This window comes from Chromatiaceae bacterium (assembly GCA_024235395.1).
Taxonomy (GTDB): Bacteria; Pseudomonadota; Gammaproteobacteria; order Chromatiales; family Chromatiaceae; genus Thiosocius.
Genome location: JACKMK010000004.1, coordinates 178,851 through 205,114 on the forward strand (window position 1 = coordinate 178,851; position 26,264 = coordinate 205,114).

At 62.8% G+C, this 26,264-nt stretch carries 20 protein-coding genes; 2 read left to right on the forward strand and 18 right to left on the reverse strand.

The annotated features are described in order from the left end of the window. Positions 1–13 precede the first annotated feature (13 nt). From H6955_19365 to H6955_19425, 13 genes are all read right to left on the reverse strand, one after another. Positions 14–331 (reverse strand): BMC domain-containing protein, encoded by a 318-nt coding sequence (locus tag H6955_19365; GenBank protein MCP5315726.1) that lies wholly within the window; start codon positions 329–331, stop codon positions 14–16. Between the two features lie 67 nt (positions 332–398). Then, on the reverse strand, positions 399–689 hold the full coding sequence (locus tag H6955_19370; protein ID MCP5315727.1) for a BMC domain-containing protein: 291 nt from the start codon (positions 687–689) through the stop codon (positions 399–401). A 41-nt stretch (positions 690–730) separates the two neighbouring features. Continuing rightward, a complete protein-coding gene (locus H6955_19375; GenBank protein ID MCP5315728.1) occupies positions 731–1,024 on the reverse strand; it encodes a carboxysome peptide B in 294 nt (97 codons plus the stop codon). Next, on the reverse strand, positions 1,025–1,279 hold the full coding sequence (locus H6955_19380) for a carboxysome peptide A (protein MCP5315729.1): 255 nt from the start codon (positions 1,277–1,279) through the stop codon (positions 1,025–1,027). It lies immediately after the preceding gene. Next, on the reverse strand, positions 1,279–2,790 hold the full coding sequence (locus H6955_19385) for a carboxysome shell carbonic anhydrase (protein ID MCP5315730.1): 1,512 nt from the start codon (positions 2,788–2,790) through the stop codon (positions 1,279–1,281). The genes H6955_19380 and H6955_19385 overlap by 1 nt, the downstream gene beginning before the upstream one ends. A gap of 24 nt (positions 2,791–2,814) precedes the next feature. Continuing rightward, the gene (locus H6955_19390; protein ID MCP5315731.1) at positions 2,815–5,040 is read right to left on the reverse strand and encodes a carboxysome shell protein; all 2,226 of its coding nucleotides are present in this window, start codon (positions 5,038–5,040) and stop codon (positions 2,815–2,817) included. 128 nt (positions 5,041–5,168) lie between these two features. Then, the gene (locus H6955_19395; protein ID MCP5315732.1) at positions 5,169–5,510 is read right to left on the reverse strand and encodes a ribulose bisphosphate carboxylase small subunit; all 342 of its coding nucleotides are present in this window, start codon (positions 5,508–5,510) and stop codon (positions 5,169–5,171) included. Positions 5,511–5,564: 54 nt separating this feature from the next. Continuing rightward, positions 5,565–6,980 (reverse strand): form I ribulose bisphosphate carboxylase large subunit, encoded by a 1,416-nt coding sequence (locus H6955_19400; GenBank protein MCP5315733.1) that lies wholly within the window; start codon positions 6,978–6,980, stop codon positions 5,565–5,567. Positions 6,981–7,179: 199 nt separating this feature from the next. Next, on the reverse strand, positions 7,180–7,506 hold the full coding sequence (locus H6955_19405; protein MCP5315734.1) for a P-II family nitrogen regulator: 327 nt from the start codon (positions 7,504–7,506) through the stop codon (positions 7,180–7,182). Next, complete coding sequence (locus H6955_19410; protein ID MCP5315735.1) at positions 7,503–10,619, reverse strand: DUF2309 domain-containing protein; 3,117 nt, start codon at positions 10,617–10,619, stop codon at positions 7,503–7,505. Before H6955_19410 ends, H6955_19405 begins: the two co-directional genes overlap by 4 nt. Further along, the gene (locus H6955_19415) at positions 10,616–11,374 is read right to left on the reverse strand and encodes a hypothetical protein (protein MCP5315736.1); all 759 of its coding nucleotides are present in this window, start codon (positions 11,372–11,374) and stop codon (positions 10,616–10,618) included. Before H6955_19415 ends, H6955_19410 begins: the two co-directional genes overlap by 4 nt. Before the next feature lies 1 nt (position 11,375). Next, positions 11,376–13,055, reverse strand: coding sequence for an NADH-quinone oxidoreductase subunit L (locus H6955_19420; protein ID MCP5315737.1), 1,680 nt, complete (start codon positions 13,053–13,055; stop codon positions 11,376–11,378). A gap of 536 nt (positions 13,056–13,591) precedes the next feature. Continuing rightward, the gene (locus H6955_19425; GenBank protein ID MCP5315738.1) at positions 13,592–14,602 is read right to left on the reverse strand and encodes a response regulator; all 1,011 of its coding nucleotides are present in this window, start codon (positions 14,600–14,602) and stop codon (positions 13,592–13,594) included. Positions 14,603–15,106: 504 nt separating this feature from the next. Between H6955_19425 and H6955_19430 the strand changes: the two genes are divergently transcribed. Then, complete coding sequence (locus tag H6955_19430) at positions 15,107–15,763, forward strand: hypothetical protein (protein ID MCP5315739.1); 657 nt, start codon at positions 15,107–15,109, stop codon at positions 15,761–15,763. Positions 15,764–15,825: 62 nt separating this feature from the next. Here the strand turns inward: H6955_19430 and H6955_19435 are convergent, their stop codons facing one another. The 5 genes from H6955_19435 to H6955_19455 all read right to left on the reverse strand — a co-directional run bounded on the left by H6955_19435 (position 15,826) and on the right by H6955_19455 (position 24,101). Beyond that, positions 15,826–17,043, reverse strand: a complete 1,218-nt coding sequence (locus H6955_19435; GenBank protein MCP5315740.1) for a glycosyltransferase, exosortase A system-associated — start codon at positions 17,041–17,043, stop codon at positions 15,826–15,828. Between the two features lie 139 nt (positions 17,044–17,182). Beyond that, a complete protein-coding gene (gene wecB / locus H6955_19440; GenBank protein ID MCP5315741.1) occupies positions 17,183–18,280 on the reverse strand; it encodes a UDP-N-acetylglucosamine 2-epimerase (non-hydrolyzing) in 1,098 nt (365 codons plus the stop codon). 389 nt (positions 18,281–18,669) lie between these two features. Next, positions 18,670–19,998 carry an MBL fold metallo-hydrolase gene (locus tag H6955_19445; protein ID MCP5315742.1) on the reverse strand — a complete coding sequence of 443 codons (1,329 nt, stop codon included), beginning with the start codon at positions 19,996–19,998 and terminating at the stop codon, positions 18,670–18,672. Positions 19,999–20,363: 365 nt separating this feature from the next. Beyond that, positions 20,364–21,035: a spondin domain-containing protein gene (locus H6955_19450; GenBank protein MCP5315743.1), complete on the reverse strand. Its 672-nt coding sequence runs from the start codon at positions 21,033–21,035 to the stop codon at positions 20,364–20,366. Between the two features lie 456 nt (positions 21,036–21,491). Continuing rightward, positions 21,492–24,101, reverse strand: coding sequence for a PAS domain-containing protein (locus H6955_19455; GenBank protein MCP5315744.1), 2,610 nt, complete (start codon positions 24,099–24,101; stop codon positions 21,492–21,494). Positions 24,102–24,503: 402 nt separating this feature from the next. On the opposite strand from H6955_19455, the gene H6955_19460 reads away from it, so the two are divergent. Continuing rightward, a complete protein-coding gene (locus tag H6955_19460) occupies positions 24,504–26,261 on the forward strand; it encodes a glycosidase (GenBank protein MCP5315745.1) in 1,758 nt (585 codons plus the stop codon). The last annotated feature ends 3 nt before the right edge of the window (positions 26,262–26,264 follow it).

The following is a 26,264-nucleotide window of genomic DNA, read 5'->3' on the forward strand; positions in this document are numbered from 1 at the left end:
GTCGCCGATCGACTCAGGCCGCACGTGCCGACGTCGACTCGCCACCGGTCGGCAGCACGGGTTCGACCTCGCGGTGCGGACGCGCGATGATGTGCGCGGCAACCAGACCGTCACCGACCCGCTCGCAGGCGTCGGCCCCTGCGCGCACCGCGGCGTTGACCGCACCGGTCTCGCCACGCACCAGCACGGTGACGTAACCGCCACCGACGAATTCGCGACCGATCAGGCGGACTTCGGCCGCCTTGGTCATCGCGTCAGCCGCCTCGATCGCCGGCACCAGCCCGCGCGTCTCGATCATACCCAGTGCAATACCGTAGTTTTCACTTGCCATTTTCTAATCTCCGTTATCGAAGTAAGGATTCATTTCCCGGCACCGCGTGGACACGCGGTTGCCGATGTCATTGCTTGCCGAGTACCGGCTCGACCTCGCGGTGCGGACGCGCAATGATGTGCGCCGCCACCAACCCGTCACCGACGCGTTCGCAGGCGTCGGCCCCTGCACGTACCGCAGCGTTGACCGCCCCGGTCTCGCCACGCACCAGAACCGTGACGTAACCACCGCCGACGAATTCGCGCCCGATCAGGCGGACTTCGGCCGCCTTGGTCATGGCATCCGCGGCCTCGATGGCGGGTACCAGCCCGCGCGTTTCGATCATGCCCAGTGCGATACCGTAGTTTTCACTTGCCATCGTTGTGTCTCCTGCTGACTTGCTTGTTTGTCATCACAATCTCAAACCGTTGCCGGTGTCTCGTCGCGTGAGGCTGCCGGCGTCCCGGGTTGTTCATCCCAGTGATCGATGATGCCGCCGATCGTCAGATCGGTAAGCACATCGAAATCACCCGCGGCGTAGCGTGCCGCCGAACCGCTGACGGTGAACACCTGGTTACCGCTCCGCGCACCGACCGGGTCGACCGCGACCTGGCGCTTGCCGGTGGCATCGCGCAGCACGCGGAGGCTCACCTGTTTCAGTCCGTCCACGCGACGCGTGCACACCAGCGGCGACTCGACCTGGAAGATCTCCATTCAGCTCTCCTCCGTCGGCGGCCATCGGTCGATGATGCCGACGATGGTCAGGTCGCTCGGGTATTCCTTGCTGCCCGCTGCCTCGCGTGCCGCGGAACTGCCGACGCAGATCACCCAGTCACCCGGGATGCAGCCGACCGCATCGACCGCGACTGCGGTCGCTGAGCCGTCTCGCACCACTTGCAGGTGCTTGTGCTCGAGGCCGGGAATGCGGTTGGTTGCCACGAGCGGCCGTTCAACCTGACAGATCTTCATCAGTGCCCCCCCGCCTTGGATGCGGCGTGCGCCGTGCACGCGAGCACCTCGATCGGCGCATTTGCGTTGCAGTCGCGCACCGCCTGCATCACGTGCAGCATGCCGCGCTGCGCAAGTTCGGTATAACGTCCCTGCAGCGCATCGGTCACGCGTTGACAGTGCTCAATCGCACGCTCGCGTGCGCCCGGCACCTGGCCGTGGTAGTCGAAGCGCACGACAATCGGCACCGGCAGGCCATGTTCGACGTTCAAACCGGTGAAGATACGAATGCCGACGTCGAGATCCTGCGTGGCCTCCTCGACCGTGTCGAGGTAGGCGAAGTACATCAGGTTACGCAGCTGGATCTCCTCGAAACCGACCCCGGCGCCGATGAAGCGTTCGGCATGCCCGATGTCTTCGTAGTGCCGGCCGTGGTACCGGCGTACGTAGGCGATCTGCGACAGGTTGTTCTCGATCAGCCGGGCGATCAGCTGCGCCATGCCCGGTGCGACGTCCGGCGATGTCGTGCGCACCGCGTCATCGATCGAACGGATCGCCTGTGCAGCCTGCTGACGGGCGCTCGCATCGTAGATTGCGAGTGCGTCTACGAAGCGCTCGAGGTCGATCGCGCCGGTGCCGTCCGGTACGTGGACACGGATCGCGTCGGTGTCGGTATCGACGCCGATCAGCAGCAGGTCGATGGACGCCCCGCAGCAGAAGCTGTTCTGGATGGCGCGCTGAAAATCCAGCAGCTTGTTGAGCCCTGCGGTCGCGGCGCGCCTATCGTCCGAGCCGTGCGCGGCGCAGCCCTGGTGCTGCGGATCGACCGAGCTGAAGTGGTAGGCAACCACCTTGAGGTACCGGGTCGGTGCGTCGGCGGTGTTCGGGCGCCCCTCGCGGTAACGCAACATCTCGGTCTCGACCCACTTCTGGATGCTGTCCTCGACGTCGAACATTGCACCGGCATACGACTTGCGGCGCACCGCGCGGTGCGGCAGACGCAACACGTAACGTATGACATGCGCCAGGCGGCCGTCGGCGCACGGCGAGACGTCCAGCGTGTGAAAGCCGCACGACTGCAGAAACGCATCGAAATCACCACTGTCGTCAGCGGCCAACGGATCGGCGGCGAAAAACGCGTCGCAGAACCGACGGTAGGTCGCGAACACGCACCAGGCGAAGAGGCGACGCATGTCGAGCTGTTCGACCCATGCATCGGCAAGGATCTCGGGCGGCAGCTCGAAGCCAAGCTCGCGCCGTGCGATGTCTTGCGCCAGAGTCTCGAAATCCTCTTCGTGCTGCAGCGCTGAGACGCGCTTCAGGGTCGGCACGATGGCCTCGAAGGCCGACTTGACGCCATGCTCGTAGTCGTACAGCCGGGCATTCTCGTGCTCACGGCACAGCACGTGGGCGACCTGCCCCGACGGGCGCACGCCGCCACCGGTCCCGCCGACCGCGCCGGGCCGGCGCAGCGGCGCGGTGCCGGACGCGCGGACTTGACGGCTCATCGATGGATTGAATGCGCGTTGCATCGCTGTCTACCCTTGTGCCGTCACTCAACCGCGGGCGCCGCCCGAGTAGGTGATCAGCGCGCCTTTCTCGGTATTCCCGCTGCCACCGGTCACCTTGCTGACAGGCTCCGGCACATCTTCGTTGCGGGCGCCGGCAACACGCCCGGCCATCGCGTTCATTGGACCGCCGCGGCGTGTCTGGTTGCGAGCCTTCGCCGAGGTACCCTCGGTACCTGTGACACGATCACCGCGATCCCAGTCGTCGCCGGTGATCTTCAGTCCCGCGCTGATGCCCTCGCCCGTGATCCGCGACTTGACGCGCCCTTCAACCAACGGCGCCTCGACCTGGATGTCGCTGTTGACCGGTTCGCGGCGGCCGAAGCGCGCCTCTTCGGTGCCGGTCACGCGGCCTGCCGCCTTGCCGAACGGCCCGGTGATCTGGCCCGCCTCGTAGTGCGAGCCGGTCACGCCGCCACCAGCCTGCGGCGCCTCAGCCGCGTGCATCGGCGACGTCACGCTGAACGCGCCCCACGCGGTTTCACCCAGAGGTTGCGGGAAATCCGGGCTGCCGGGTTCGGCGGCGCTCGCCGGGCATGCCGCGGCGGCCTGGTCGGCACCGACGTACGGCGTGCCGCTGACGGGCTCACACGCACCCTTGCTGTCGCCGGTCATCTTGCCGCCCACCGACGGCTGCAGGCCGGTCATGGGCGCACCGGACTGGCGCTTGCTGGGACGCATGCGTGCATCGGCGCCAAAGTAGTTGTCGGATTCGCAGTGATTGCGGTACTGCTCGGCACCGGCATAGGGCGTGCCGGTGATCGTCTTGCAGGTGCCCGGCTCGTCACCGGTCACGCGCTGCGAACGGCCGGTCATCGTGCCGCTCACGGCCTTGCCACCGAAAGTCTGCGATACACCGATCTTCCGGTCGGTCGGCGCCGGCGTCGCGGCGCAGAAGTCGCGGAACTGTTCCTGGCCGAGGTAGTCGTCGCCGGTTACGTTGCGGCAGCTGCCGGCCTCGTCGCCGGTCATGCCCTGACGCCGTCCGACCATGGTGCCGGTCACGCTGCCACCGCGCAGGGTCGCACTCTGGCCGACCTTTGCCGGTGCCTGCCCGTCGCCGAGCTGCATGTACTGGGTGCCCGTCAGTGCGCGCTGCGCCCCGACCTCGTCTCCGGTCACCTTGTCCGAGCGGCCGACGTTATTGCCGGTGACGCCCTTACCTTTACGGGTCTCGCTGCGCGAGTGCTTGGCCGGGCCTGCTTCGCTGCGGGTGCCGCAGAATGCTTCGGCCTGATCGGCGCCGACGTACTCGGTGCCGGTCACACGCTTGCAGGTACCGGGCTCGTCACCGGTCACCTTGTTGCTACGCCCGACCTCGTTGCCGGTCACGCTGTTGCCGCGCGCGGTCGGACTCACACCAACCCGGCGGACACCTTTGCCCGGCTCGCTCTGGCAGTACTCGCGGAAGATGTCGGCACCCATGTATTCGGTGCCGGTCACGGCGCGGCAGGTGCTCGGCTCGTCGCCGGTCACGCTCTGGCTGCGGCCGACCATGGTGCCGGTCACGGTCTGGCCATGCGTGGTCTCACTGGCACCGACCTTCCACGGAGCATCCTGTGCTGCCGCGGCAGGCCTGCTACGCGCCGGGCGCTGGCGACCGGTCGGCTCGGACTTCTTCTGTCCGGCACTGCCACGCCTGCTGCGCTGCTCACGGAGCACGCGCGCCAGTTCGCGGCCGGTCAGGTCGGGGTTCGTGGCTCGCGCAGTCTGCGCGGCCGTCATACCCGACGCGCTCATGCCCGCCTTGCCACGCGTCGACTGTGCGCGGCGCCGTGCGAGCGAAGCGGCGCGTCCGGGGTTCGACGCAATGCCAGGTCGACGCGGGCCACGCGGCTTGCCGCGACCATTGGCAGGTGCCGGCCTGGCCTTCGCTGCGGAGACGGCACTGTCGTCCTTGCAACCGCAACCGCAACCACTGCGCTTCGAACCGGATCGCGTGGTTTCCGCCTGCGATGCCGTGTCAACGGCGGGTGCCGGGCGTGGCTGCCCGCTGCGGACACGGTCCTTGCTGTTCACTGCGACCTTGCCACGGTTTGACATGGCCTTGCGCCGTGCCAGCGACGCGGCCCGGCCCGATGCAGCACCGGATGCCGGAGCCGGCATGGCGGCGCGGGACGCCACGGGTGCAGCCACAGGCGCAGGTGTGGGATTCGACGCTGCGCCGGCTTTGGGTGCCGGCGACGCCAGCGCTGCCTTGCCGGCACCCGACATCGCCTTGCGCCGCGCCAACGCCAATGCCCGACCGCTCAACCCCTGTGCACCGCCCTGCTGTTTCATGCTGTCACCCGTGTGTGTCTTGCTGCTGTTCGCCGCTTTCCGTGGTACCCGTAACCGTGCCGTCAGGCGCGCCCCTCGTAGACCACAAACGCGACACCCTGGCTCTGGGTGTAGTTGTCGTAGCCGAGCAGGCGCACGTGATGGTCGGGATAGGCGCGGTGACAGGCCTCGAGTTCGGCCACGACGTTGCCCAGGTCCTGCTCACCGAAGAACGGCAGCTTCCACATCGTCCAGTAGTGGTTGAACGAGTTGCTCGGGTGCTCGTGTTCGATCGCCGGGGTCCAGCCCTGCGCGATCAGGTACGCGATCTGGTCGTAGACTTCGTCCTGCGTGAGCTTGGGCAGGAAACCGAAGGTCTCGAGCGTCTGCGCTGTCTGGAAGTCACCCATGGTTGTGTTTGGCATCAGTCAATCCTCATTAAACAAAGCTGAGTTGTAAGCGTGGTTGCGCACCGGCGATCAGCCGACGTCGAGCTTGTCCACGGTGTCGAACTCGAACTTGATCTCTTTCCAGGTCTCCATCGCAATCGCCAGCTCGGGGCTGCTCTTCGCCGCCTCGGTCAGGATGTCGCGTGCCTCTTTCTCGATCTCGCGGCCCTGGTTGCGAGCCTTGACCGATGCCTCCAGTGCGACGCGGTTGGCCGCAGCACCGGCCGCGTTGCCCCACGGGTGCCCCTGGGTACCGCCACCGAACTGCAGCATCGAGTCGTCGCCGAAGATCGTGACCAGCGCCGGCATGTGCCATACGTGGATACCGCCGGACGCAACCGCCATTACGCCTGGCAGCGAACCCCAGTCCTGGTCGAAGAACACGCCGCGCGAGCGGTCTTCCGGTACGAACGATTCACGCAGCTGGTCGACGAAACCCAGCGTGGATTGGCGATCGCCTTCGAGCTTGCCGACGACGGTACCGGTGTGCAGGTGGTCGCCGCCCGACAGGCGCAGGCATTTGGCCAGCACGCGGAAGTGGATACCGTGCTTCGGATGACGGTCGATAACAGCGTGCATCGCGCGGTGGATATGCAGCAGCATGCCGTTCTTGCGACACCAGTTCGCGAGGCCGGTGTTGGCGGTGAAGCCGCCTGTCAGGAAGTCGTGCATGATGATCGGGCAACCGACTTCCTTGGCGAACTCGGCGCGTTCGTACATCTGCTCCGGGTCCGGCGCGGTGACGTTAAGGTAGTGACCCTTGCGCTCACCGGTCTCCTGCTGTGCCTTCTGGATGGCTTCGCCGACGAACTCAAAACGATCACGCCAGCGCATGAACGGCTGCGAGTTGACGTTCTCGTCGTCCTTGGTCATGTCGAGGCCGCCACGCAGGCATTCGTACACGGCGCGGCCGTAGTTCTTGGCCGACAGGCCCAGCTTGGGCTTGATGGTGGCACCCAGCATCGGGCGGCCGTACTTGTTCAGACGGTCGCGCTCGACCTGGATACCGGCCGGCGGACCGCCGCAGGTCTTGATGTAGGCGATCGGGAAACGGATGTCTTCGAGACGCAGGTGACGCAGTGCCTTGAAGCCGAACACGTTGCCGACCAGCGAGGTCAGCACGTTGACCACCGAACCCTCTTCGAACAGGTCGATCGGGTAGGCAACGAACGCGTAGAACGACTCGTTGTCGCCGGGCACGTCCTCGATGCGGTAGGCGCGGCCCTTGTAGTATTCGAGATCCGTCAGGAGTTCCGACCACACGGTACTCCAGGTACCGGTCGAGGATTCGGCGGCCACCGCGGCGGCGACCTCTTCACGCGGCACACCGGGCTGGCCGGTGCACTTGAAGCACGCAAGCAGGTCGGTATCGAGCGGCACATAGTCCGGAGTCCAGTACATGTCGCGGTATTCTTTTACACCCGCGTCATATGTCTTAACAGCCATGATCAACTCCTGTTCGGTTGCTGGGTTGGCGGTGAGATAAGCGTTCCGTTGATGTGTGACGAAGCATAGGTAGACAGCAGGTGATGCTTCCAATAAATCCTATCTTCGAATTTGATAGATCAATATCTATGTAAGTGGTGGCACGGGGATGCACGGCGCGCACCGGCGTACCGCCGGCATGTCGCGGCATCACGAGCGGTCAACCTCGAAACTTGACCAGGCGCGTGACCTGGATATCGGAGATGAACACCACACCGGAGTGCTCGTTGTAGAACGGTGCGAAGCCCTGAAGGATCGGGTTGACCAGCTCTTCGGGCACCGCGGCGATGATCATGATCAGCACGTCGTCCTCGTTGAACATCAGGTGCCCCTCATGGAAGCCGTGGCTGCCCTTGCCCGACAGGTTGTTGATGATCGTGTAGCCCTTGACACCGGCACGGTCGAGCAGGTCGGTCGCAAAGCTGCGGTGTTCTCCGCCCAGAATGATCTCGAGCTTCTTCAACGGGCTGAAGTTGAGGTTCTTCATAGACTGCATGGCTCCTGGAAAATCGGGTCGACGTCGCCTCCGACAAGCGCTTGCCGCCACTCGCCGTCTTCGTACAGGCACACGGTCGATGTCTCGGGGTCGATGATCAGCAGGCGAATCCAGCCGTTGCGCACCAGGCGCTTGACCGCGACGACGCCCTCCACGGCCTTGACCGCGTGTTCGAACGGCGCCTCGATCACGGTAATCAGGCGCATCGGTTGGTGGTAGGGTTGGCCACCGTCGAGGACGGTCTGAGCCGGCAGGCCGGTCCGCAGATCGCTGAGGTTGCCGGTCATGACGCCAAAGCGCCCGGCGACGTTGTGGTAGACCTTGCTGCCGCTGCCGAAGCGTTCGTTGTCGACTGTCGAAAAATAGTGCTCCATGTTGATCCACTGGCCGACGACCAAGGGTCCGGTCAGGATGTTCTCGAGCAGACGGCGCCTGGAATCGACGCGATAGTCGTAAGAGTGAAGGAAAGCCCTGCCGTCCAATCCCTTCGATTGGGTCAGGGAGCGGCGGCCGATGACGAAATAGGCGTTGCCCGAAAGGCCCCACTCGGGCCTGACCTGAGACCAGTCCATCGCATTGCGGCGCGCCAGCCGCGACGCAGCGGCCGGATCGACCGCCTGCCCCGGCGCGGTGAGCTTGGGCACCCGCTCTTGGGCGCATAGGCGGGATGCGGCACTCAGGCCGCTGCGCAGGCGATCCAGGTAGATCAGGTGCGATGGCGGTAGCAAGGCCAGATCGTGCAGGCTGATCTCGTCGGTCGTGGTGTTGTGCAATGCCGGTACGAACCAGGCGTCATCTGGAATATCGATGCCCTTGGCCCGCAAACGACGACGCACCTCCGGCTTGTTCGCCATCTGTGCGAGTACCCGCGCGCTCACCAGGCCGTGACTGCCGCCGCAGGCACCGCAATCGAGAGCGGACTCGTAGGGGTTGTTCTCCGAACGGCTGCCGTGCCCTGTCAGCAGGATGAAACGCGAAAATTCATCGGTCAGCCCGATCGACTTCAGCGCTTGGGTGACGAATCGCGTCTGCTCGTCCAGGGAAAAGCCGATTCGGCCGAGGCGTTCGAGTTGCAGTTGCGCGAACGACTGGTTGATCCGGTAGGCGCTGCGCAGGCGACCCACAAACGTGTCGATGCGGTCTTCGTTCAGCGCCAGCGCGGCACCGAATTCCGGGCAGCTTGCCTGGTGATCCAAGGCTGCTTCGCGCAGTTCGCGTACCATCGTATCGGTGATCCGCTCCGGTTCGAGCTCAAACTCCTGTTCGACCGCCTTTACGATCACCGCCCGCTGTACGGCGCGAACGATCGAGTCGGCCTGCTCGCGGCTCAGCTTGTCGATCACCAGGTGCGTCGGGGGCTTGAGTTCGTGCAGACGCTCGCGCCATCGGTTGTAGCCGGTCGGCAGCAGTGTCTTGCCGACCATGTCGAATCCGAACAGCAGTCCAATCGCCTCGACAGTGACAAATGGTGTCAGCACGGACTCTTTCAGTTCGTGCATCGCCTTTTCCAGCGCGCTGAGCGCCACCGCGTCGTGCACGCCCGTCGACGTCATCTCGAGCACCAGGTTCTTCGGCGTCAACAGTACCGGACACAGATGGTTCTCGCTGCCCTTGCCCAGTTCCATGAAACTGACCGGCACACCGAAAAAGCCTGCTATGCCATAGGTCTCGTAGTCACCGACGGATTCGAGATTGCGGCGGATCCGCTCCGAGCGGGTATCGATACAGAACATCGCCTTGGCGAACGGCCGTTTCTCACGCGGAGGCGCAGAACCTGGATTCAGACCACGCAACAAACCCGCGATGGCCCTGGCCTCCATTGCCTCGAGCCAGACCATGCCCTCGCGGTTGCGAAAATCGCGCATCGCTCCCAGCAGCGCGTGCAGCTCGTCGAGAGACAACGCGTGTAGCGCCTGCGAGGCCCCGAGTCGATCTGCGAGTGCGACCAGACGGGCGGCCTGACGCTCGGCTTCGAAGCGGCGCTTGCGTTCGCGGTATTCCACAAACACCTTGGCCAGATGCCGTTTGTCGCGGCGCAAGAGTGCATCCTCGAGATCATGTGCCATCGCAACGAAATCACCCGGCGCATGGAACTCGGATCGCAGATAGGCCTGCTGCGGATCGCTGTGCACCGTTTCGGCGAGGCCACCGACCGTGTACGACCGCCCATCATGGATTCGCTTGCGCAGAAGCGTGAGGGCCAGCAGCATGCGCACGGCGACATAGTCGACGAGGTCACCAGGGTAGCGTTGCTCCCAGTAATAGTGGCCGGCGTTCGAACGCCATCGGATGAATCCCGCCCATCCGTGAAGACGCGCCAGTTCCTGGGTGAAATATGCCACCCAGTCCTCTTCAGGGACCTGCAGCTCGGCCAGGACGCGCGCAATGACGGTCTCCGGGTCGGCATCCATCGGCTTTGCCGCATGCCGTAGCAGGCGTTCCAGCGTTTGCCGCACGTCCCGACCTGCCACGTCGAGCCATGCTCTGAAAAAACCGCGTTCACGGTTCGGCATCACCCAGATCGACTGTCCTTCATCGAAGAAATCCAGACAGGCTCGAATGACACGTTCGTCGAGCTCGGTGCCGATCGTGGTGCCGTACAGGGCGTCGACCACCTCGTACAACGGTCGCTCGCGCAGCAGATGTTCCTCGAGCCATGCAACGAGCGTTGCGGCGTCTGAGTCACTACGCGCCGGCAGCGTTGATCCCGACAGCACGCTGTGGACGTCGGCGGTGTCGGCGAGGGTCATTTTCTCGACCGTGACCCGGTCGTGTTCGGTAAGTTCGACCCACAGCCATTCCGTGAGGTCGAAGGGCAGCGCCGGGGAATGTTGCTCCACGAAGCCCCGCACGCCGTGCCTGAGTATGCGTTCGTCAACCTCGCCGTTGGCAAGGTATCGCCGGTATGTGGACCTGGGGAGGAATCCGCGTGCATGGAACAGCCGCGAACCCTTTTCCACGGCCTGCTCGAACGGCAACTGTTCGAGTCCGTGCAGGGGGTTGTGGTGGATGAACGCCCGCATTGGCCAGAAAAACGGGACCGGCTCGCCGGCGACGTAGATCATCGCCCGGACACGCAGCTTTTGACCGATCGGTGGACTCATGGCAGTTGCCCCCAAGCCAACAGGCCGGCGAGTATCAGCAGCAGCAGCACGAGGCCGAGTGCGATGTATGCCGATCTACTGAGATCGGGTTTCGGATCGGCGCATCCCGGTCCCACCACCAGCCCGCGCGTGATGCGCGCACCGGACCAGGCCCACAAAAGCCAGACCAAGAGCACCGCGAGCGCTGCCCAGGGCACCACGGGGAGTGCCTGCGTGACGGTCTTCAGCAGGTTGAAGAAGCCGGGGAAGACCGGTGTGGCGACGGCCGCCAGAATCGCAACGACCAGGATGCCGGACAGCCTCGGCAGGTTCTGCGCCAGTCCGCGGACGGCACCGGCATAGGCGGCGCCGAAGATCGATTCGACGCGCGCGACCAACCACGCCAGAAGCACGAACGGGGCACTGAACCCCGCAGCCTGCAGGGCCAGGTCGCGCCCGTCATCTACGAACAATGCCGACAGCCACAGGAACGACCAGGCGGACGTCGCCATGTGTGACGTCCATAGGCCCAGTTCACGCAGCGACACCGCCCGAAACGCGTACAGACACGCGGTCAACACGGCCCAATACACCAGCCATACCGGCGGCACCTGCCCGGTCGCGGCGAGCAGCAACGCGCCGATCTGCGGCCACAGCAGCAGAAGTCCCATGCGCATCCAGACGTTGTCCATCTGCGCGAACAGTCGGTTGAACACCATGCTGAGCGGAAACAACGGCAGAAACACGGCGGCGATCAGGAAGGCGATCATCGACATCTCAGGACCACCTCAGCATCACATTGAGGCGCGTCGCCAACCGAACCAGAAAGTCCGACAGACGTGCGTAGATGCCGGCAACGAAGAACTCGCGCGCCACCAAGGTGTAGAACGCCAGCCACAGCGTGCTCAACCGGCCCTCTCCGCCACGGCCGTTTTGCTCGGCGTAGTAAGTGACCAACCACCCCAGCACGACGACCAGAGTCATCAGAATGACCAGGGTATCGAACCAGAAGATATCGATTCCCGCCGCGTTGTAGATGGCGGACCTGAATTCGGGATCCGGGTACAGAAAAACATCGAATGCATGGCTGATCAAGGTGTAACCGACCACAACGATCGTGAAGGAAAACAGGATCATGCCCATCAGGCGCCAGATGTTCTCAGTACGCATGCGGTAGGTGGCGAAGATCAACTGCGCGCCGGTCACCCAGCCGAAGAACAGCAGAACGACCGCGCCCTGTTTCTGGAAGAAATCGTTGGCGACCAGCCAGTGCGCCAGCACCAGTATCGTGACCGGCACGACGAGCGTGATCGCCGCCATCAAAAGCCAGGGTTGCCGCCGCCGTGCAGGTCGCCGTTCGACGACGAAGGTGTACAGATCGTCCTTGGGGACGCCGTCGTCCTGGCGGGCCTCGCTGATGACCCCACCTGCACCGAGGAAGAGTGTCCCCTTGAACAGACCATGGGCGATCAGGTGGTATACCGCGAGTGAGAAGGCACCGACACCGCACTCCATGATCATGAAGCCCATCTGCCCCATCGTCGAATAACCGAGGGCCTTCTTGATGTCGTTCTGCGCGAGCATCAGTACAGAACCGATGACCGCGGTCAGCAGGCCCACGACAAAGATCCAATGCAGCACACCATCAGTCGTGACGAACAGCGGGGCGAAGCGGTTGATCAGGAACCCCCCCGCGTTCACGATTCCGGCGTGCATCAATGCCGAGACCGGCGTTGGACCGCTCATCGTGTACGGTAACCAGGTGTGCAGTAGAAACTGCGCGGACCGGGCAAACGCGGACAGTGCGATCAGCGCGGCGACGGTCTCTGCCAATGGCAGCCCAAAGACGGTCTCGAGATCCGGCGTGGCTGTGAGTCCGCTGAAGATGGTACTCAGCGACCAGCTGTCGAATGCCTGGTACAACAGGCCGGCCGCCAGCAGCAGCGGCAGGTCGCCGAACCGGTAGGTCATCAGGGTCCAGGCCGCATAGCGGTACGCCGTGTCGCTCGACGAGTCCTGACCGAGAAGGAAGTACAACAGTACGCCGATCAGATGCCAGGCGACCAACAGCGTGATCAGGTCGCCGGACGTGACCATCAACAGCAGTGCCGCGGTCATCAGCCCCAGCAGCACGAAGAAGCGAGAGTAGCCACGCTCTTCCGCCATATAGCGCAGCGAGTAGACATGAACGATCAGGCTGATGCCGGACACGACAAACGCCATGAGGCTGCTCAGCGGGTCGAACCACAGCGTTCCCCAGGACGGGCCGAAGCGGATCTCGCCTGCCGGTAGTCCAGCGATCGCGAACCCCAACAACGAGGTTGCGACCGCAAAGGTCGCGAGTGCAGCCAATACGCTGATACGGGCACTGGCACGATGTAGCCTCGGCGCCGACAGATGCGCCACTACCGCCCCCGCCAGGGGTACCAGCACGACCAGCGCAACCAGCTGTTCCATCAGCCCGTTCCTCCGGGTCTGTGGCGACAACCGGCAAATCGGCAGGGTGGCGACACGCGAACAAAGACCTTCACAGGGACCTTCGTGTCGGCATCGCGGCGATGGCTTTTAATCGATCTGTGGGTCATCACGTTCGTCAGGAAACTTCGTCAAGCGAAGTCTACGAACCGTGAAGCCAAGATAAATTCGATAATTCAAATTGCAGCGATAGCTTATCGTCGATGGATGGGTAGATTCGAGCGACGGCTGGCGCGCGGCTCGCCGCCATTCGGTCCAACCCTGCGCAACATCCTGCAAACCTCGCGTGTGTCGCGTGCCCGACTGGCTGTCGCTTTTGACCCGTAGGTCGCCTTCAACCCGGAATCTCTCGTGCAATGGGCAAGCGAACGGCGCGGTTTCGGAGCTGAAAGGTGTGCGATGAATGGTCAAGCAACAGGCGGTGTCGACCGGAACCATCCACTGGGCTCAGAACACGCTGTCTGACGCGACCAGGCTATGAGACGGGACAGGATCACCTCGCAGTCCGCCGACGGCCCTCAGCCAGGCGAACGGTCGGGTTCTGACCAACGCCGCTGGATCGCGAAGACATCTTCGGTGCATTGTAGAAACAGATCCACCAGCCGCCGTTCAAAGCGCTTGTGCGCATTCGCACGGAGATAATCGAGTGCCGCCTCGTTGGTCCAGGCCGGCTTGTAGGGGCGTTCATTGGTGAGCGCGTCATACACGTCCGCGATCGCGACGATCCGCGCACTTTCCGGAATGTCGGCGCCCACCAAGGCGCGCGGGTAGCCGCTGCCATCCCAACGTTCGTGATGGGCGAACGCGACTTCCCGGGCGAGCCGCAAGAGCGAGGAGTCGTGCTCACCGATGATCTGAGCCCCGATCCAGGGGTGCCGCCGCATGATCTTCCAGTCGCCATCGTCGAACGGTGCCGGCTTGAGCAATACGCGATCCGGGATTCCGATCTTGCCGATATCGTGCATCGGCGCTGCGTGCAGCAGTTCGTCGGCCCGCTGTTCCGGCCAACCGGCAGCGAGCGCCAGCCGGTGTGAAAAATGGCTCATGCGGATGACATGCAGACCGGTCTCGTTGTCGCGGTACTCGGCCGCACGGCCGAGCCGGTGCACGATCTCCAGGCGCGTGCGCTGGAGTTCCTCGACCTGCACGAGTGACAAGTGGGTCCTGACCCGCGCACGCACGATCGACGGACTGATCGGCTTGCTGATGTAGTCGACGGCACCGGCGGCGAACCCCTCCGATTCGTCACCGACGTCGTTCCTTGCCGAGACGAAGATCACCGGGATACGTCTGGTGGTCGTGTTGGCCTTGATGATTCGGCACGCCTCATACCCGTCCATTGTCGGCATCATCACGTCCATCAGGATCAGGTCCGGCTGCATGCTCTCGGCGAGCTTTGTTGCGGTCAAACCGTCCTTCGCGACCAACAGCCGATATTCGGACTGCAGCGCCTCACGCAGAATCTGCAGGTTGGACACTTCATCGTCCACGAGCAGAATGCAGTGACGTACCTGCGGGGTCTGTTCCATGCCCTCTTCCCGATACTCCATCCGTTTGACCGCTGTCGCAGCTGCGACGCCCCTGAATCGCGCCACCGCGCGTCCGATGCGCACCGCGTCGTCTCGACCGGTTCGATGTTAGCGCACTCGCCCCAGTGAGCCCTGCACTGCAGTGACTCGGGATGGCACAGGATTCAGGATTGGTCGCCACCGCAAGGCCACAAGATCGGTACGGTCTGCGTAGACAAACTGTGACGGGCGCCTCCGAATGCGCTGCAGATCAGGATTTGGGATCTGGAATGTGTGCGCCCAGCTCCGTCCTTGGTGGCCAGGCCCCGCGCGCGACCGCCGCGTTGCCGGTGTCAGGATTTTTTACCAATGTCCCTGGCGAAGTTAGGGGTAATAAAAATTACTGCTTTATTTGCAATCACTTACCTTCTTCGCACAGATTTTGCTTGGACATTGTCGTCCGCCGCCCCGAGACGACCGAACGGCTACCGGGACAGCGATCAGTTTGACGACTGGAGTACAACAATGAGATTCAAACGCTATCTGCAACTGGCGGCGTTCGCCGCACTACCGCTGTTTGCGGCACAACAGGCTGCCGCCGTGGTCATCGATTTCGATGCGCTGCCCGCCGGCACGCCGGTAACGACCATCAGCGGCGTCACCTTCAGTTCGAGCGTCAATGCGCTCGGTTACACGCTGGAGGTGTCGGATCTGTACGATACCGACTCCGGCGAAAACTATCTCGCGGTGGATGATCCCGATCCCATTGGTGATGGGGTGTTCCTCATGGGGGATACGATCACGCTGGACTTCGCTGCACCCATTACCTCGTTGAGCGTCAGCTTCATCTCGACACCGCTTTTTCCGGATTGGGGAAGTCTCTTCAGCATCGAGACACTGGTCGGCACGGCGGTCAACACCCTGCCGCCCGATACCACCCTGCTCGATGGCGGTGAGGTGTACCGTGTGACCTTCAGTTCGGCGACTGCGTTCTCTTCGGCGACGCTGGCGTCCCTGGTGATTGCCGATCCACCGGACCCGTTCTTCGGCTCGCTCTATGCATTCAATATCGACACCATCGAGTTCGAGTTGGCCGATGGCGGCACCGTCCCTGTGCCGGGCAGCCTGCTGTTGTTGCTCGCCGCGTTGCCTGCGCTGCGGCGCTGGACGTCGCACAGCTGATGCGGATCGTGCGCGGAAGTCGCGCACGCTGGAACGACGGATGAGTCTGGACGGGTGCTCGCTTAGAGCGCCCGTCCCAGGGCCCTGCCGTAGATGATCTTGTAGTTGGCGATGCTCCTGTCCCAGTTGCGTTCCTGTTCCACGAAACGCCGGCCATTGGCGCGCATCGCCGCGCCCCGATCGTGCAGGTTCAGGGCCGCCAGCGCCTTTTGCGCCAGATCGGCCTGATCTTCGGCGCGAAACAGAAAGCCGGTCTCGCCGTCCTCGATCAGTTCCTTGTGACCACCCACGTCCGAAGCGATGAGCAGGTGGCCTTGCGCCATCGCCTCCAGAGGCTTCAGGGGTGTCACCAGATCCGTCAGGCGCATCGCGTGGCGCGGATACGCGAGTAGATCGACGAGGTCGTAGTAGCGACCGATCTCGGCGTGCGGCACCCGGCCGACGAACACCACGCTGTCGGCAACGCCCAGATCGCGTGCCTGGGCCCTCAGATTGGCCTCCTGGGGACCACCACCCACCAGCAGGATACGCACGTCCGGTGCCTGTTCCAGGATCCGGGGCAGCGCGGCCAGGAGCAGGTCCAATCCTTCATAGGCATAGAAAGAACCCAGGAATCCGATCACCCGATTGTCTTGCAGGCCGAGTTTGGCTTTCAGTTCCGGATCCGGACCGCGACTGAGGCTGAAGTGATCGATATCCACCGCATTCGGCACCACGCCGATCTTGTCGCCCGGGATGCCGCGGCCGGTGAGGTCGGCTCTGAGCCCCTGGCAGATCGTGACCACCTGATCGGCGGCGCGCACAGCCCTGGTCTCCATCGACCGGGTCAACCGATAGCGCAACCCGCCCTCTCTCTGGGTGCCATGGTCTACCGCGGCGTCTTCCCAAAACGCGCGGATCTCGTACACCACGGGAATCCCCAGGGCCTGCCCGACATGAATGGCCGGCCAGGCATTCAGCACGGGAGAATGCGCATGCAGGAGGTCCGGCCGCAATTGCCTGGCCAGTTCTCCGAGCCGCGCCTCGGTCGCCTGCATCATCGCCCACTGGTTGACGACCGGCAGCCGACTGAACAGACCATGCGGTTGTGGCGTGCGATGGAAGCGCAGGCCGTCCGCTTCCTCTTCCAGCCCCTGGGCATCGATCTGCTTGGGGCTGGTGAGGTGATGGGTCTCCCACCCCAGGCGGCGTTGGCCACGGAGGATGTTGGCGCTGCGGAAGGTGTAACCTGAATACAGCGGCAGCGAATGGTCAAACACATGCAGGATGCGCAGGCTCATAGGGTCTTCCCGCCCGTTTTCTCGTCGTCGCGCAGCGGCGCGCGACCGGATGGATAGGGGTTCATCGCTGACACGTCAATATCGGCATGCTGCCATCGGGACGGTCACGATTGGCGGATGTGTCGTGCATGCCGATCGTCTAGCTCAAGTCGTCCAGCCAACGCCTCAGGAAGTCGGCGATACGCCGTGCCGCCTGGCCGTCCCAGAACTCCGGGACGCGCCCGCGCTTCCCCCCCGTGGCGAGCACGTCTTCGAACACCGGCCAGATCTTTTCGGGCGCTGGGCCGGTAAGGGTATTGGTACCCTCTGCGATAGTGATCGGACGCTCGGTGTTGTTCCGCACGGTGATGCAGGGCACGCCCAGTGCCGTGGTCTCTTCCTGCAATCCTCCGGAATCTGTGATGACCAGGGTCGCGTCGCGGGTCAGCCCCAACATCTCCAGATAGCCCTGCGGTGGCAGCAGTCGGATACCGGGACGCTCCAGCAGCGCCGTGAAGCCGAACTTTTCCGCGGTGGCGCGCGTGCGCGGATGGATCGGAAACACCACATCGACGTGCTCAGCCACCCGGTTCAAGGTGTCGAGCAGACCCTTGAAGACCGTCCGCTCATCGACGTTCGAGGGCCGGTGGAGTGTCACCGCAGCATAACCCCGCGCGGGTCTTCCCCCCAGCGTCGTCGCGGCAGGCACGGCACGTTCCAGGTGCATGCGTAGCGTGTCGATCATCACGTTGCCGACAAAGTGCACCCTTTCAGCAGCAATCCCCTCTTTCTGCAGGTTGGCCTCGGCCTCGCGTTCGGTCGTGAAAAGCAGGTCGGATATCTGGTCGGTCAAGACGCGGTTGATCTCTTCGGGCATGGCGCGGTCATAGCTGCGCAGCCCCGCCTCGACATGGATCACCTTGATTCCCTTCTTCGCGGCCACCAGGGCGCAGGCGATCGTCGAGTTCACATCCCCGACCACCAGCACCGCCCTGGGTCTCTCTTCATCCAGCACCGGCTCGAAGGCACGCATGATCTCGGCGGTCTGAACCGCGTGGCTGGCCGAACCGACCTCCAGGTTCACATCCGGTCGCGGAATGCCGAGTTGCTCAAAGAAGCTGTCGCTCATGGCCGGATCGTAGTGCTGACCGGTATGCACCAGCTTGGCCTGCACGCCCCTGGCGGCAAAAGCGGCCATGATCGGGGCAATCTTCATGAAATTGGGCCGCGCCCCGACGATACAGAGTATTTCAGTCATTTGATTGGTCTAGACACGCGTCGGCAGAAATCTGGACGGACCGCGGTGCAGCGAATTCGGAGCATTGTTCGATCAAAGCAGTCCCTGGTGGTCGGTGTCCGGCGTGGCACGGCGCCCGGAATCCGGCATGGTATTGGAAATCTGTTCATCTAGGGAGGGCTGCATTGCCGACTACACCACCGAAGGGCGTGACGCCACATTCCCGTTGCGCCTTTCGGCTTCGGCGGGCCTTGAACAGCTATCGGGACCTTGCAGCCAACCTTGAACAGACTTTCGCGGCGACCGCCCGCAGGTGCGACGAGTCTACCGCATGCCGGCGATGCCGACCAAAGCCGAGGTCAGCGCTGTTGCCGCCGTGAACAACCGCCGGCGGGGCGTCGACGGCAGCGCTATTCGAACTCCATGGCCCTGAATATCCGGCTGGCATTCAGCCGCGCAAGCTCTTCGTAGGTATCGAGATGCGCGTAAGCGGACTGGTCGATGGCCGACGCGTCGACCAGGGTACCGCCGTTTTCGATCAATGCGCCCACCTGCTCACGCATGTAGGCAAGGTAATCCCGGGTATACCGACGCACCTCTGACATCGTGGTCGGCACCCCGTGCCCGGGCACCACGGTGGTGGCGCCGAGCGCTTCGAACTTCTCCCAGGTGTCCAGCCAGGCTGCGGTATCGGTATTCTCGAAGACCGGCAGCAGTCGTTGATGGAACGCAATATCACCGGCGATAACGATTTTTTCGTCCGGTAACCACACCGAGATATCGCCGGGGCCGTGTGCCGGACCCAGGCGCAGCAGTTCAATCCGACGTCCTCCCAGATCGATCACCAAGCGCTCGCTGAACGTCTCATCCGGTAGCACCAGTCGGGTGCCCATGCCCTTGTCACGCAGACGCGTCAGGACCCGTGTCTGGATCGCCTCGCCGTGTGCCTGCAATTCGGCGAGGGCCTCCTCATGGGCGATGATCTGCGCACCCTGCTCCTTCCAGTACGCCGAGCCCATGGCGGCGTGGCCCTGGCCGTTTTCCAACACGACGTATTTCACCGGCTGGTCGGTCAGGCGCATGATCTCTTCGTGCAAGGCGCGAGCCAGCAGGTAGTTCTCTCCCGCATTGACCACCAGCACGCCATCGGTTGTGATGACAAACGACAGGTTGTTGTTGTGTCCCGAGTTCTCATAGCTCGGCGGCTGGGTCGCGCCAATCGCCGACCACACACCGTCGGCGACCTGTTGTGGTCGACGGTACAGCATCGTATCGAGAGCGAGATCCGGGGCCTCGACCGGCAGACCCGCATCGCGCCAGGCGAAGAATCCGTCGGCATAGTTGCTGACCTCGGTATAGCCCATCTCCCTCAAGGTCTTGGCGGCCAACGGACTGCGCTCGTTGATACCGCAGTAGACGACAATCGGGGTGGCCGGTTCCGGAACCAGGTCCGGGACCCGAAACTCAAGCCAGCCACGGGGGACGTTGTAACTGCGGGGACCGTCGATCATGCCCCCACGCAGCAGGATCTCTCGTGGGGTACGCACGTCGATGAGGACGGTGTTGGGGTGTTGCTCGAGTATTTCCTGCAGCTGCGTGGTCGTGATGTTGTCGATCTCGGCGTTGACCCTCTCGAGGGTCTGCCGACCCGTCTGGATATCGGCCCGCACCATGCTCGAACAGAGCAGCAACATCACCAGGGGATTCTTTGCCCACTCTTTGATCGCGTGACCACGCATGGCGGGTTCCTCCGAACAAATGCTTCATTGATGTACTTGCATGCAGGCATAAGACCTCAGCGTCGCGCGCGCCGCCCAGATCTTCTCAGCGGAACAGGCGATTGGACCGTCTCGCCCGCAAAGCTGGCCAGACAAGCTGCCGCCCCCTGCGCCGCGTCGTCCTGCGACAGCAATTATGGCGCAACCATCCCCCGCACGGCCAGCCGAACCAACCCGCTGCTCGGCGCGTCGGCGTGCCGGGGCCCCGTCACATTCCGCAGCCGGGATCTGCCCCGCCAGGGTCTCCTCGCCCATCGTGACCCAGAGGGCTGCGGCCCCGGCATCGGGGTCGCAGCAGTCATTACTGATCCTCGGAGCGGACCGGGTCAGCGGATACGGCGAGCCGAGATGCGGGCCACCGGATTGCGCCAATCGTGGATCGCCGGATCGAGTCCGTCGCCACCGTGCACGCCTCTGTGCACGTGCACGAAACCCTCACCGTCCGCCACGCTGACGCCTTCACCTCCACATGCCGGTCCCGGCACGTGCAGGCAGGACTCGTCATTTTCCTCACTACCCGCGTCATACGCGGGGACGATCCGTAGTGTTTCGCCACGCGGCCTCGGCAACGGCATGCCGTCTGCAGCGGCGAATCCGTCATTGGTATTCACCAGCATCGTCGCGACGCTCAAGACCGTTCTGTCTGAACCACGCACGATCACGCTGATGGAAGCCCCGGGGGGCACGACATCCGCCGCCGTCTGCACATCGCATACACCGGGATCGTCTTCCAGTTCACCCGTCAACACGCTCGTATCCCCTCCTTCCGCCAATACTGCCAGGCCTTCACCGGCCGGTTCACCGACCGCGTACAGGTGCCTCGACGGCACGTGTGTCGCGGCCAAGGGTGGAGACAGTACCTGCGCGTAGGTCATGTTGGTGATCGTGACTTCGTACGCCTTGTTGCAATGCCCGACAGCGTTGCCCAGCGCGTGTGCTGCGGTGCCGGCCGACAACAGGCAGGCTGCGATCACCGCCCTCTCGATCTCTTTGCTCATTCCCATCCTCCTCCGTTCATCGATGGATGCAGGCAACAGAGCGGAGTCCAACGCAATGTCGGTGTCACGTCTGAGCCTGTCGACAGGAAAGACCGCATGAGTCGGCAATCGATTGCAGGGTACCGGATCCGGTCACTCGGCAAAGGAAAGATCGCAGCAGCGACCCAATACACCCGGCGTGGCCTGGAATACCATTTGTGCCGCTTCGCAGCACACCCGTCGGGCGAGCCGCCATTGTCGCAGGGGATGCCGAACCCGACCCACGTCACGTTGTGCGCAGGGCGGAAGCTTCGTGATCATTGGAATACCTGACCCGGCAAAAGCCGGTGCGGCCTCGAAGATGCGATCGGCGGTCGATGCGCCCGAAACCGCAGACCGTCGATCCGACCCTGTTGTGATATTCAGTACATGCAGCACCGACAGCGTATGCGTGAACCATTCATCATCCGGTGTCGGTCAATGGAAGAATGCCATTCGATCGAGCATCCTCGCGGCCCGCTCCTTGAGCCCGGCGGATGCCGCCGAAGTCTCTTCCGCGAGTGCCGCGTTGCGCTGCGTCAGCTCATCGATGCTGGAGACGGCCTGGTTTACCTGGCTGATACCACTTGCCTGCTCCTCCGAGGCCGCAACGATCTCGGCGACGATCGCGCCAACCTTCTTGACACCGGTCACGATGTCCCCGAGCACTGCTCCAGACTCATTCACCAGTTCCGTTCCTGACTTCACTTTTTCGACGCTGTCATTGATCAACTCTTTGATCTCGCGCGCTGCTGTCGCGCTACGTCCGGCCAGGTTGCGCACCTCGCCGGCGACCACCGCAAAGCCCCTGCCCTGGTCCCCGGCCCGCGCCGCCTCGACCGAGGCATTGAGTGCCAGCAGGTTGGTCTGGAACGCGATCTCATCGATGACCGCAATGATCTCGGCGATCTTCCCGGAAGAACTGCTTATCTTCTGCATCGCGTCCACCGCGCGCGCGACAACATCGCCGCCTTTCTCGGCAGAAACGCGTGCACTCGATGTCTCCTGGTTTGCAACGCGGGCGTTTTCGGCATTGTTCTGCACGGTCGAAGTGAGCTGCTCCATGCTGGCCGCAGTCTGCTGCAGATTGCCCGCCTGCTGTTCGCTGCGGGCAGACAGGCTGTCGTTCCCCGCCGAAATCTCACCGCTCGTGCGATCGATCTCCACCGCGAGACTGCGGAGTTCTCCGACCGTATCCGCAAGGCCCCGCACCGTTCGATTCACATCCTCCTTGAGCGCACCGAAAGCGCCCGCATATTCCGCATCGATGTGCGCGTTCAGGTCGCCATCGGCAAGCGCACGGAGCGCACGCGCGACGTCACCGATCATGTCCTGAAGCTCGCCAACGAGCGCATTGAATCCCACCGCCAGATCCTGGTAGAAACCGGATTTGCCCTTTTCCTGGATTCGTTGCGATAGATCGCCGTCGCGTACCGCGCCCACCAGTTGGTCGATCTCCCGCTCTATCGCGACCTCGTCGGTACGATCCGCCCACTCCACCGCGGTACCCAGTTGCCCACCGCTCGAGTCGATCACCGGGTTCGTCACGATGCGCAGCGTGCGACCACCGATCGTGAACTCGGTACGCCCGGTGTTCTTCGAATCCGTCGGGATACTCGTACCACCGTCTGCCGCCGCACCAAATTCATCAAAGTTCAGACCGGTGAGTCTGCCGGGGTCAAAATCCCGAATCTTCGTTCGGATCGCCGCATCTGCCTTCCGGAACAGCTCGGTCGCTGCGCGGTTCGTGTACACGATCTCTCTGGTGGTATCGATCACCATGACACTCGACGAGACATTGTCGAGCGCCGCGCGGATACGAAAGTTTTCCTGGGCGACTTTCCGCTCCTCGGCGATTCGCCGTTCGGCATCTGCGCGCTGCGCAAGCTCGTCCGTGATATCCCGCCACTCGGTGATGCTGCCCAGGTACTCGCCTTCGTGCGAATAAACGGGATTCGCACTCAGCACCAGGCTCCGATCGCCCATCTCGGTTGCAAAGGTGCGCCCTTCGAGAAGTCTTTCGCCGTAGGCATTGCGGACTTTCGGATCGTGCAGAAAATCGACGACGCTTCGGCCGAGCAAGCCGGCCGCGTCGAAATCCGGATGCTTCTGCCGCACCGCCTCCTGGATCTCTGCAAACAGAGCACCTGCGGCATCGTTGATATAGATGAGCACATTGTTTTCGTCTGAAACGGAGATCGCCGAAGACGCGTTGTCGAGTGCCGACCTCATGCGCCCGTTCTCCTGGGCGGCCTGCTGGATTTCATCCAGCTGCTTGGCCAGCCGTTCGCGCATCCGAATCAATGCGGCATACACGCCAGTTGGCGGAGCTTTTCCCGGCTGTTCATGACTGGTGAGGTCGCCTTGCGCAATGCGACCCGCGATGCCCTCCAGTTCGGCCGGATCGCGTCCAACCTGGCGCAGCACGCTGCGGAAAACAAACGCAAGCGCCGTTACAATCGCCACGAATGCCGCCAGACCTATCCAGGTCGCGATCGCCAGCACCTTGAGCGACCCACGCGAGCGCTCGTTGCCGTCGGCCACCGCCTGGCGCACGCGATCCATGAACGGATCGATCTGACTGGCCAGCTGCTCAGCGGCCTCGTCGAATTCGCCCATCATCGCGTTGCCACCGGCAGGACCGCGGTCGATGTAGGCCTGCGCCATGCGCTTGCCAACACTGTAATACGCGGTGAAAGCCGGACGCATCGCAGCATATTCGGCCCGGTGTTCGGCATCCATCCGCTCGAGCTCACCGATCAAGGCTTCAAATCGGCCAGCATTGTCTGCGGCTTCGTCGAATCCGTCGTTCAAACCGTCGAGCCCGCGCGTGGCGCTGATATCCGTCAACCATTGTTGAACCTGCACGACACTCAGCTTCAACTGGTGCGCACGGTCCATGATCTCGACATCACGGTGCAGCAGTTGATCCATTTCGCCGGTGACCTGTTTCTCGCTCGCCAGGATGATCCCGAACACTGCCAGGCTCAGTATCAACATCGTTGCACCTGCCCCTGACAGCAGCACCTGTAGTTTCATATGTCGCATTTTTCGTCCCGGTAAGTCCGCCGTTCGGCCCACGGCCTCTGTTCGAGTGCCAATCGTTCAGCTATCGGCAGCTCGCTGTATTAATAAACCCAGGTTAATAAGGTTTTCTGGCGGGCCCCGGCTGCCGATCACACAGCCCGGCAGAGCGCGCCGGGTCCCGGCGACGGGCCTGAATCGTGCGATACTTCGGTCTCAAAGCATCTCCATGGCGGCCGATAAACGAGAACGAGACCGTCGATGGGTTCGGCCAGCGCTGCAGCCACCCTCGAAAGATTGCGATCCGCCTTGACCCGAACAGGGGCGGCATTGGAAGGTAGCGAGCCTGGCGCGACCGGCGGTTTCCTCTGGAAAAGCACGCTGGCAGATGCAGACGATGTAGAAAACAATCCGAAAGGTACTTTCATGACGAAAGCACGCGTCCCTGAAGTGCAATCGCTACCGAACGGAGTGATGCTGAACGCCTACCCCGACAGCATCGGGACAAGACTCGCGGACACGGTGGCACTGCTCCGAAGACCCGAATTCGAAGGCGCTTTCTCGCTTTTCTACATCCTGCCGACATTTTTCCATAGCGACCTCGATCGCGGCTTCTCAGTCATCGATTACGACATCAATGAGGAGTTGGTCACTCCGGAGGACCTGCGACAACTGGACGACCTGGGGATCGGTATCAAACTCGACCTCGTGCTCAATCACCTGTCGGTACGATCGCCTCAGTTCAGAGATCTGCTGGCACACGGCGAGAACTCCGCATATCGCGACTTTTTCATCGACTGGGACGAGTTCTGGCGCGGACATGGCACCGAGCGCCCGGACGGTTATGTCGACCCGCACCCGGAACACCTCGAGAAGCTGTTCATGCGCAAACCCGGGTTGCCGATCCTCAAGGTACGATTCCCAAGCGGCGCATTGAAGACCTATTGGAATACCTTCTATCAGAAGGTGGACTTCGACGAGATTACCCTGAGCGACTTCGCAGGCATAGACGGCCTTGAGCCTATGCTGGCGGAAACCATCGTCAATCACGTGAAGATTGCGATCGCGGAAAAAGGTTATCTCGAAAGCTCTGATCTCGTGCACTTTCCCGATCTTCAAGACAAGATCATCGGAGCGATATGCAGCAAGCGCGACTATCTGGGGCAGATGGATCTCAATGCGAAATCGGAACTCGTCTGGGATTTCTACGATGCCACGCTCGACAAGCTCAGCGGATTTGGCGCACGCATCATTCGTCTGGACGCGTTCGCTTATCTGCACAAAGCTCCGGGAGAACCCAATTTCTTCAATCGCCCCGGCACCTGGGACTACCTGCATCGTTTGCGTGGCATAGCCAAAAAATACGGCCTCACGATCTTTCCAGAGATCCACGCAGAATTCGGTGCCGGGATACATGAAGAAATTGCGGCCGAGGGATACCCGTTCTACGACTTTTTCTTTCCTGGCCTGGTGATCGATGCGCTCGATCGCGGCCGTAACGAGGGGCTTTTGCGCTGGATCACCGAGGTACGCGAGAAAGGGTTCCAAACGATCAACATGCTGGGATGCCACGACGGCATACCGGTACTCGATCTCCGCGGCAAACAGCTGAATGGTACGCACCGACCTGGCCTGCTGAACGATGCCGAGATTGACGGGACGGTTGAGCGGATCATCCAACGCGGAGGTTTGACCAAGAACCTTTACGGGGCGGATGGAAAGAAGATCGATTACTACCAGGTGAATGCAACCTTTTTCAGCGCTCTGGGAGAGGATGAGAGAAAACTGCTACTCGCACGTGCGATCCAGTTGTTCATGCCAGGCGTCCCGCAGGTCTGGTATCTGGATCTGTTCGCCGGAAAGAACGACTACGAGGCCGCCAGTCAGGGGCGTACTGCCGGCCACAAAGAGATCAACCGCACGACGCTGAGCATGCAGGCTATCGAGAGCCGCCTCGAGAGCCCGATCGTAGCCGATCAACTCGCGCTGATCCGCTTGCGAAACCGTTCGCCTGCGTTCGGCGGAGAGATCCAGTTCAAGGGTTCCGGAGACCACGGACTGGAGATCACCTGGACACACCCGCTGGCCAGTGCGAAACTCGAAGCCGATCTCGGAAGCCATGATTTCACGGTATCGATCGACGAAGGGGACGGGGTACGCGTGTTCATGACCAATCGGTCTTGAACC

Excerpts from the sequence above, each read along its gene's own strand:
- H6955_19365 (MCP5315726.1), bottom strand. The coding sequence starts at position 331 with ATGGCAAGTGAAAACTACGGTATTGCACTGGGTATGATCGAGACGCGC.
- H6955_19370 (MCP5315727.1), bottom strand. The coding sequence starts at position 689 with ATGGCAAGTGAAAACTACGGTATCGCACTGGGCATGATCGAAACGCGC.
- H6955_19375 (MCP5315728.1), bottom strand. The coding sequence starts at position 1,024 with ATGGAGATCTTCCAGGTCGAGTCGCCGCTGGTGTGCACGCGTCGCGTG.
- H6955_19380 (MCP5315729.1), bottom strand. The coding sequence starts at position 1,279 with ATGAAGATCTGTCAGGTTGAACGGCCGCTCGTGGCAACCAACCGCATT.
- H6955_19385 (MCP5315730.1), bottom strand. The coding sequence starts at position 2,790 with ATGCAACGCGCATTCAATCCATCGATGAGCCGTCAAGTCCGCGCGTCC.
- H6955_19390 (MCP5315731.1), bottom strand. The coding sequence starts at position 5,040 with ATGTCGGGTGCCGGCAAGGCAGCGCTGGCGTCGCCGGCACCCAAAGCC.
- H6955_19395 (MCP5315732.1), bottom strand. The coding sequence starts at position 5,510 with ATGCCAAACACAACCATGGGTGACTTCCAGACAGCGCAGACGCTCGAG.
- H6955_19400 (MCP5315733.1), bottom strand. The coding sequence starts at position 6,980 with ATGGCTGTTAAGACATATGACGCGGGTGTAAAAGAATACCGCGACATG.
- H6955_19405 (MCP5315734.1), bottom strand. The coding sequence starts at position 7,506 with ATGAAGAACCTCAACTTCAGCCCGTTGAAGAAGCTCGAGATCATTCTG.
- H6955_19410 (MCP5315735.1), bottom strand. The coding sequence starts at position 10,619 with ATGAGTCCACCGATCGGTCAAAAGCTGCGTGTCCGGGCGATGATCTAC.
- H6955_19415 (MCP5315736.1), bottom strand. The coding sequence starts at position 11,374 with ATGTCGATGATCGCCTTCCTGATCGCCGCCGTGTTTCTGCCGTTGTTT.
- H6955_19420 (MCP5315737.1), bottom strand. The coding sequence starts at position 13,055 with ATGGAACAGCTGGTTGCGCTGGTCGTGCTGGTACCCCTGGCGGGGGCG.
- H6955_19425 (MCP5315738.1), bottom strand. The coding sequence starts at position 14,602 with ATGGAACAGACCCCGCAGGTACGTCACTGCATTCTGCTCGTGGACGAT.
- H6955_19430 (MCP5315739.1), top strand. The coding sequence starts at position 15,107 with ATGAGATTCAAACGCTATCTGCAACTGGCGGCGTTCGCCGCACTACCG.
- H6955_19435 (MCP5315740.1), bottom strand. The coding sequence starts at position 17,043 with ATGAGCCTGCGCATCCTGCATGTGTTTGACCATTCGCTGCCGCTGTAT.
- wecB (MCP5315741.1), bottom strand. The coding sequence starts at position 18,280 with ATGACTGAAATACTCTGTATCGTCGGGGCGCGGCCCAATTTCATGAAG.
- H6955_19445 (MCP5315742.1), bottom strand. The coding sequence starts at position 19,998 with ATGCGTGGTCACGCGATCAAAGAGTGGGCAAAGAATCCCCTGGTGATG.
- H6955_19450 (MCP5315743.1), bottom strand. The coding sequence starts at position 21,035 with ATGAGCAAAGAGATCGAGAGGGCGGTGATCGCAGCCTGCCTGTTGTCG.
- H6955_19455 (MCP5315744.1), bottom strand. The coding sequence starts at position 24,101 with ATGCGACATATGAAACTACAGGTGCTGCTGTCAGGGGCAGGTGCAACG.
- H6955_19460 (MCP5315745.1), top strand. The coding sequence starts at position 24,504 with ATGACGAAAGCACGCGTCCCTGAAGTGCAATCGCTACCGAACGGAGTG.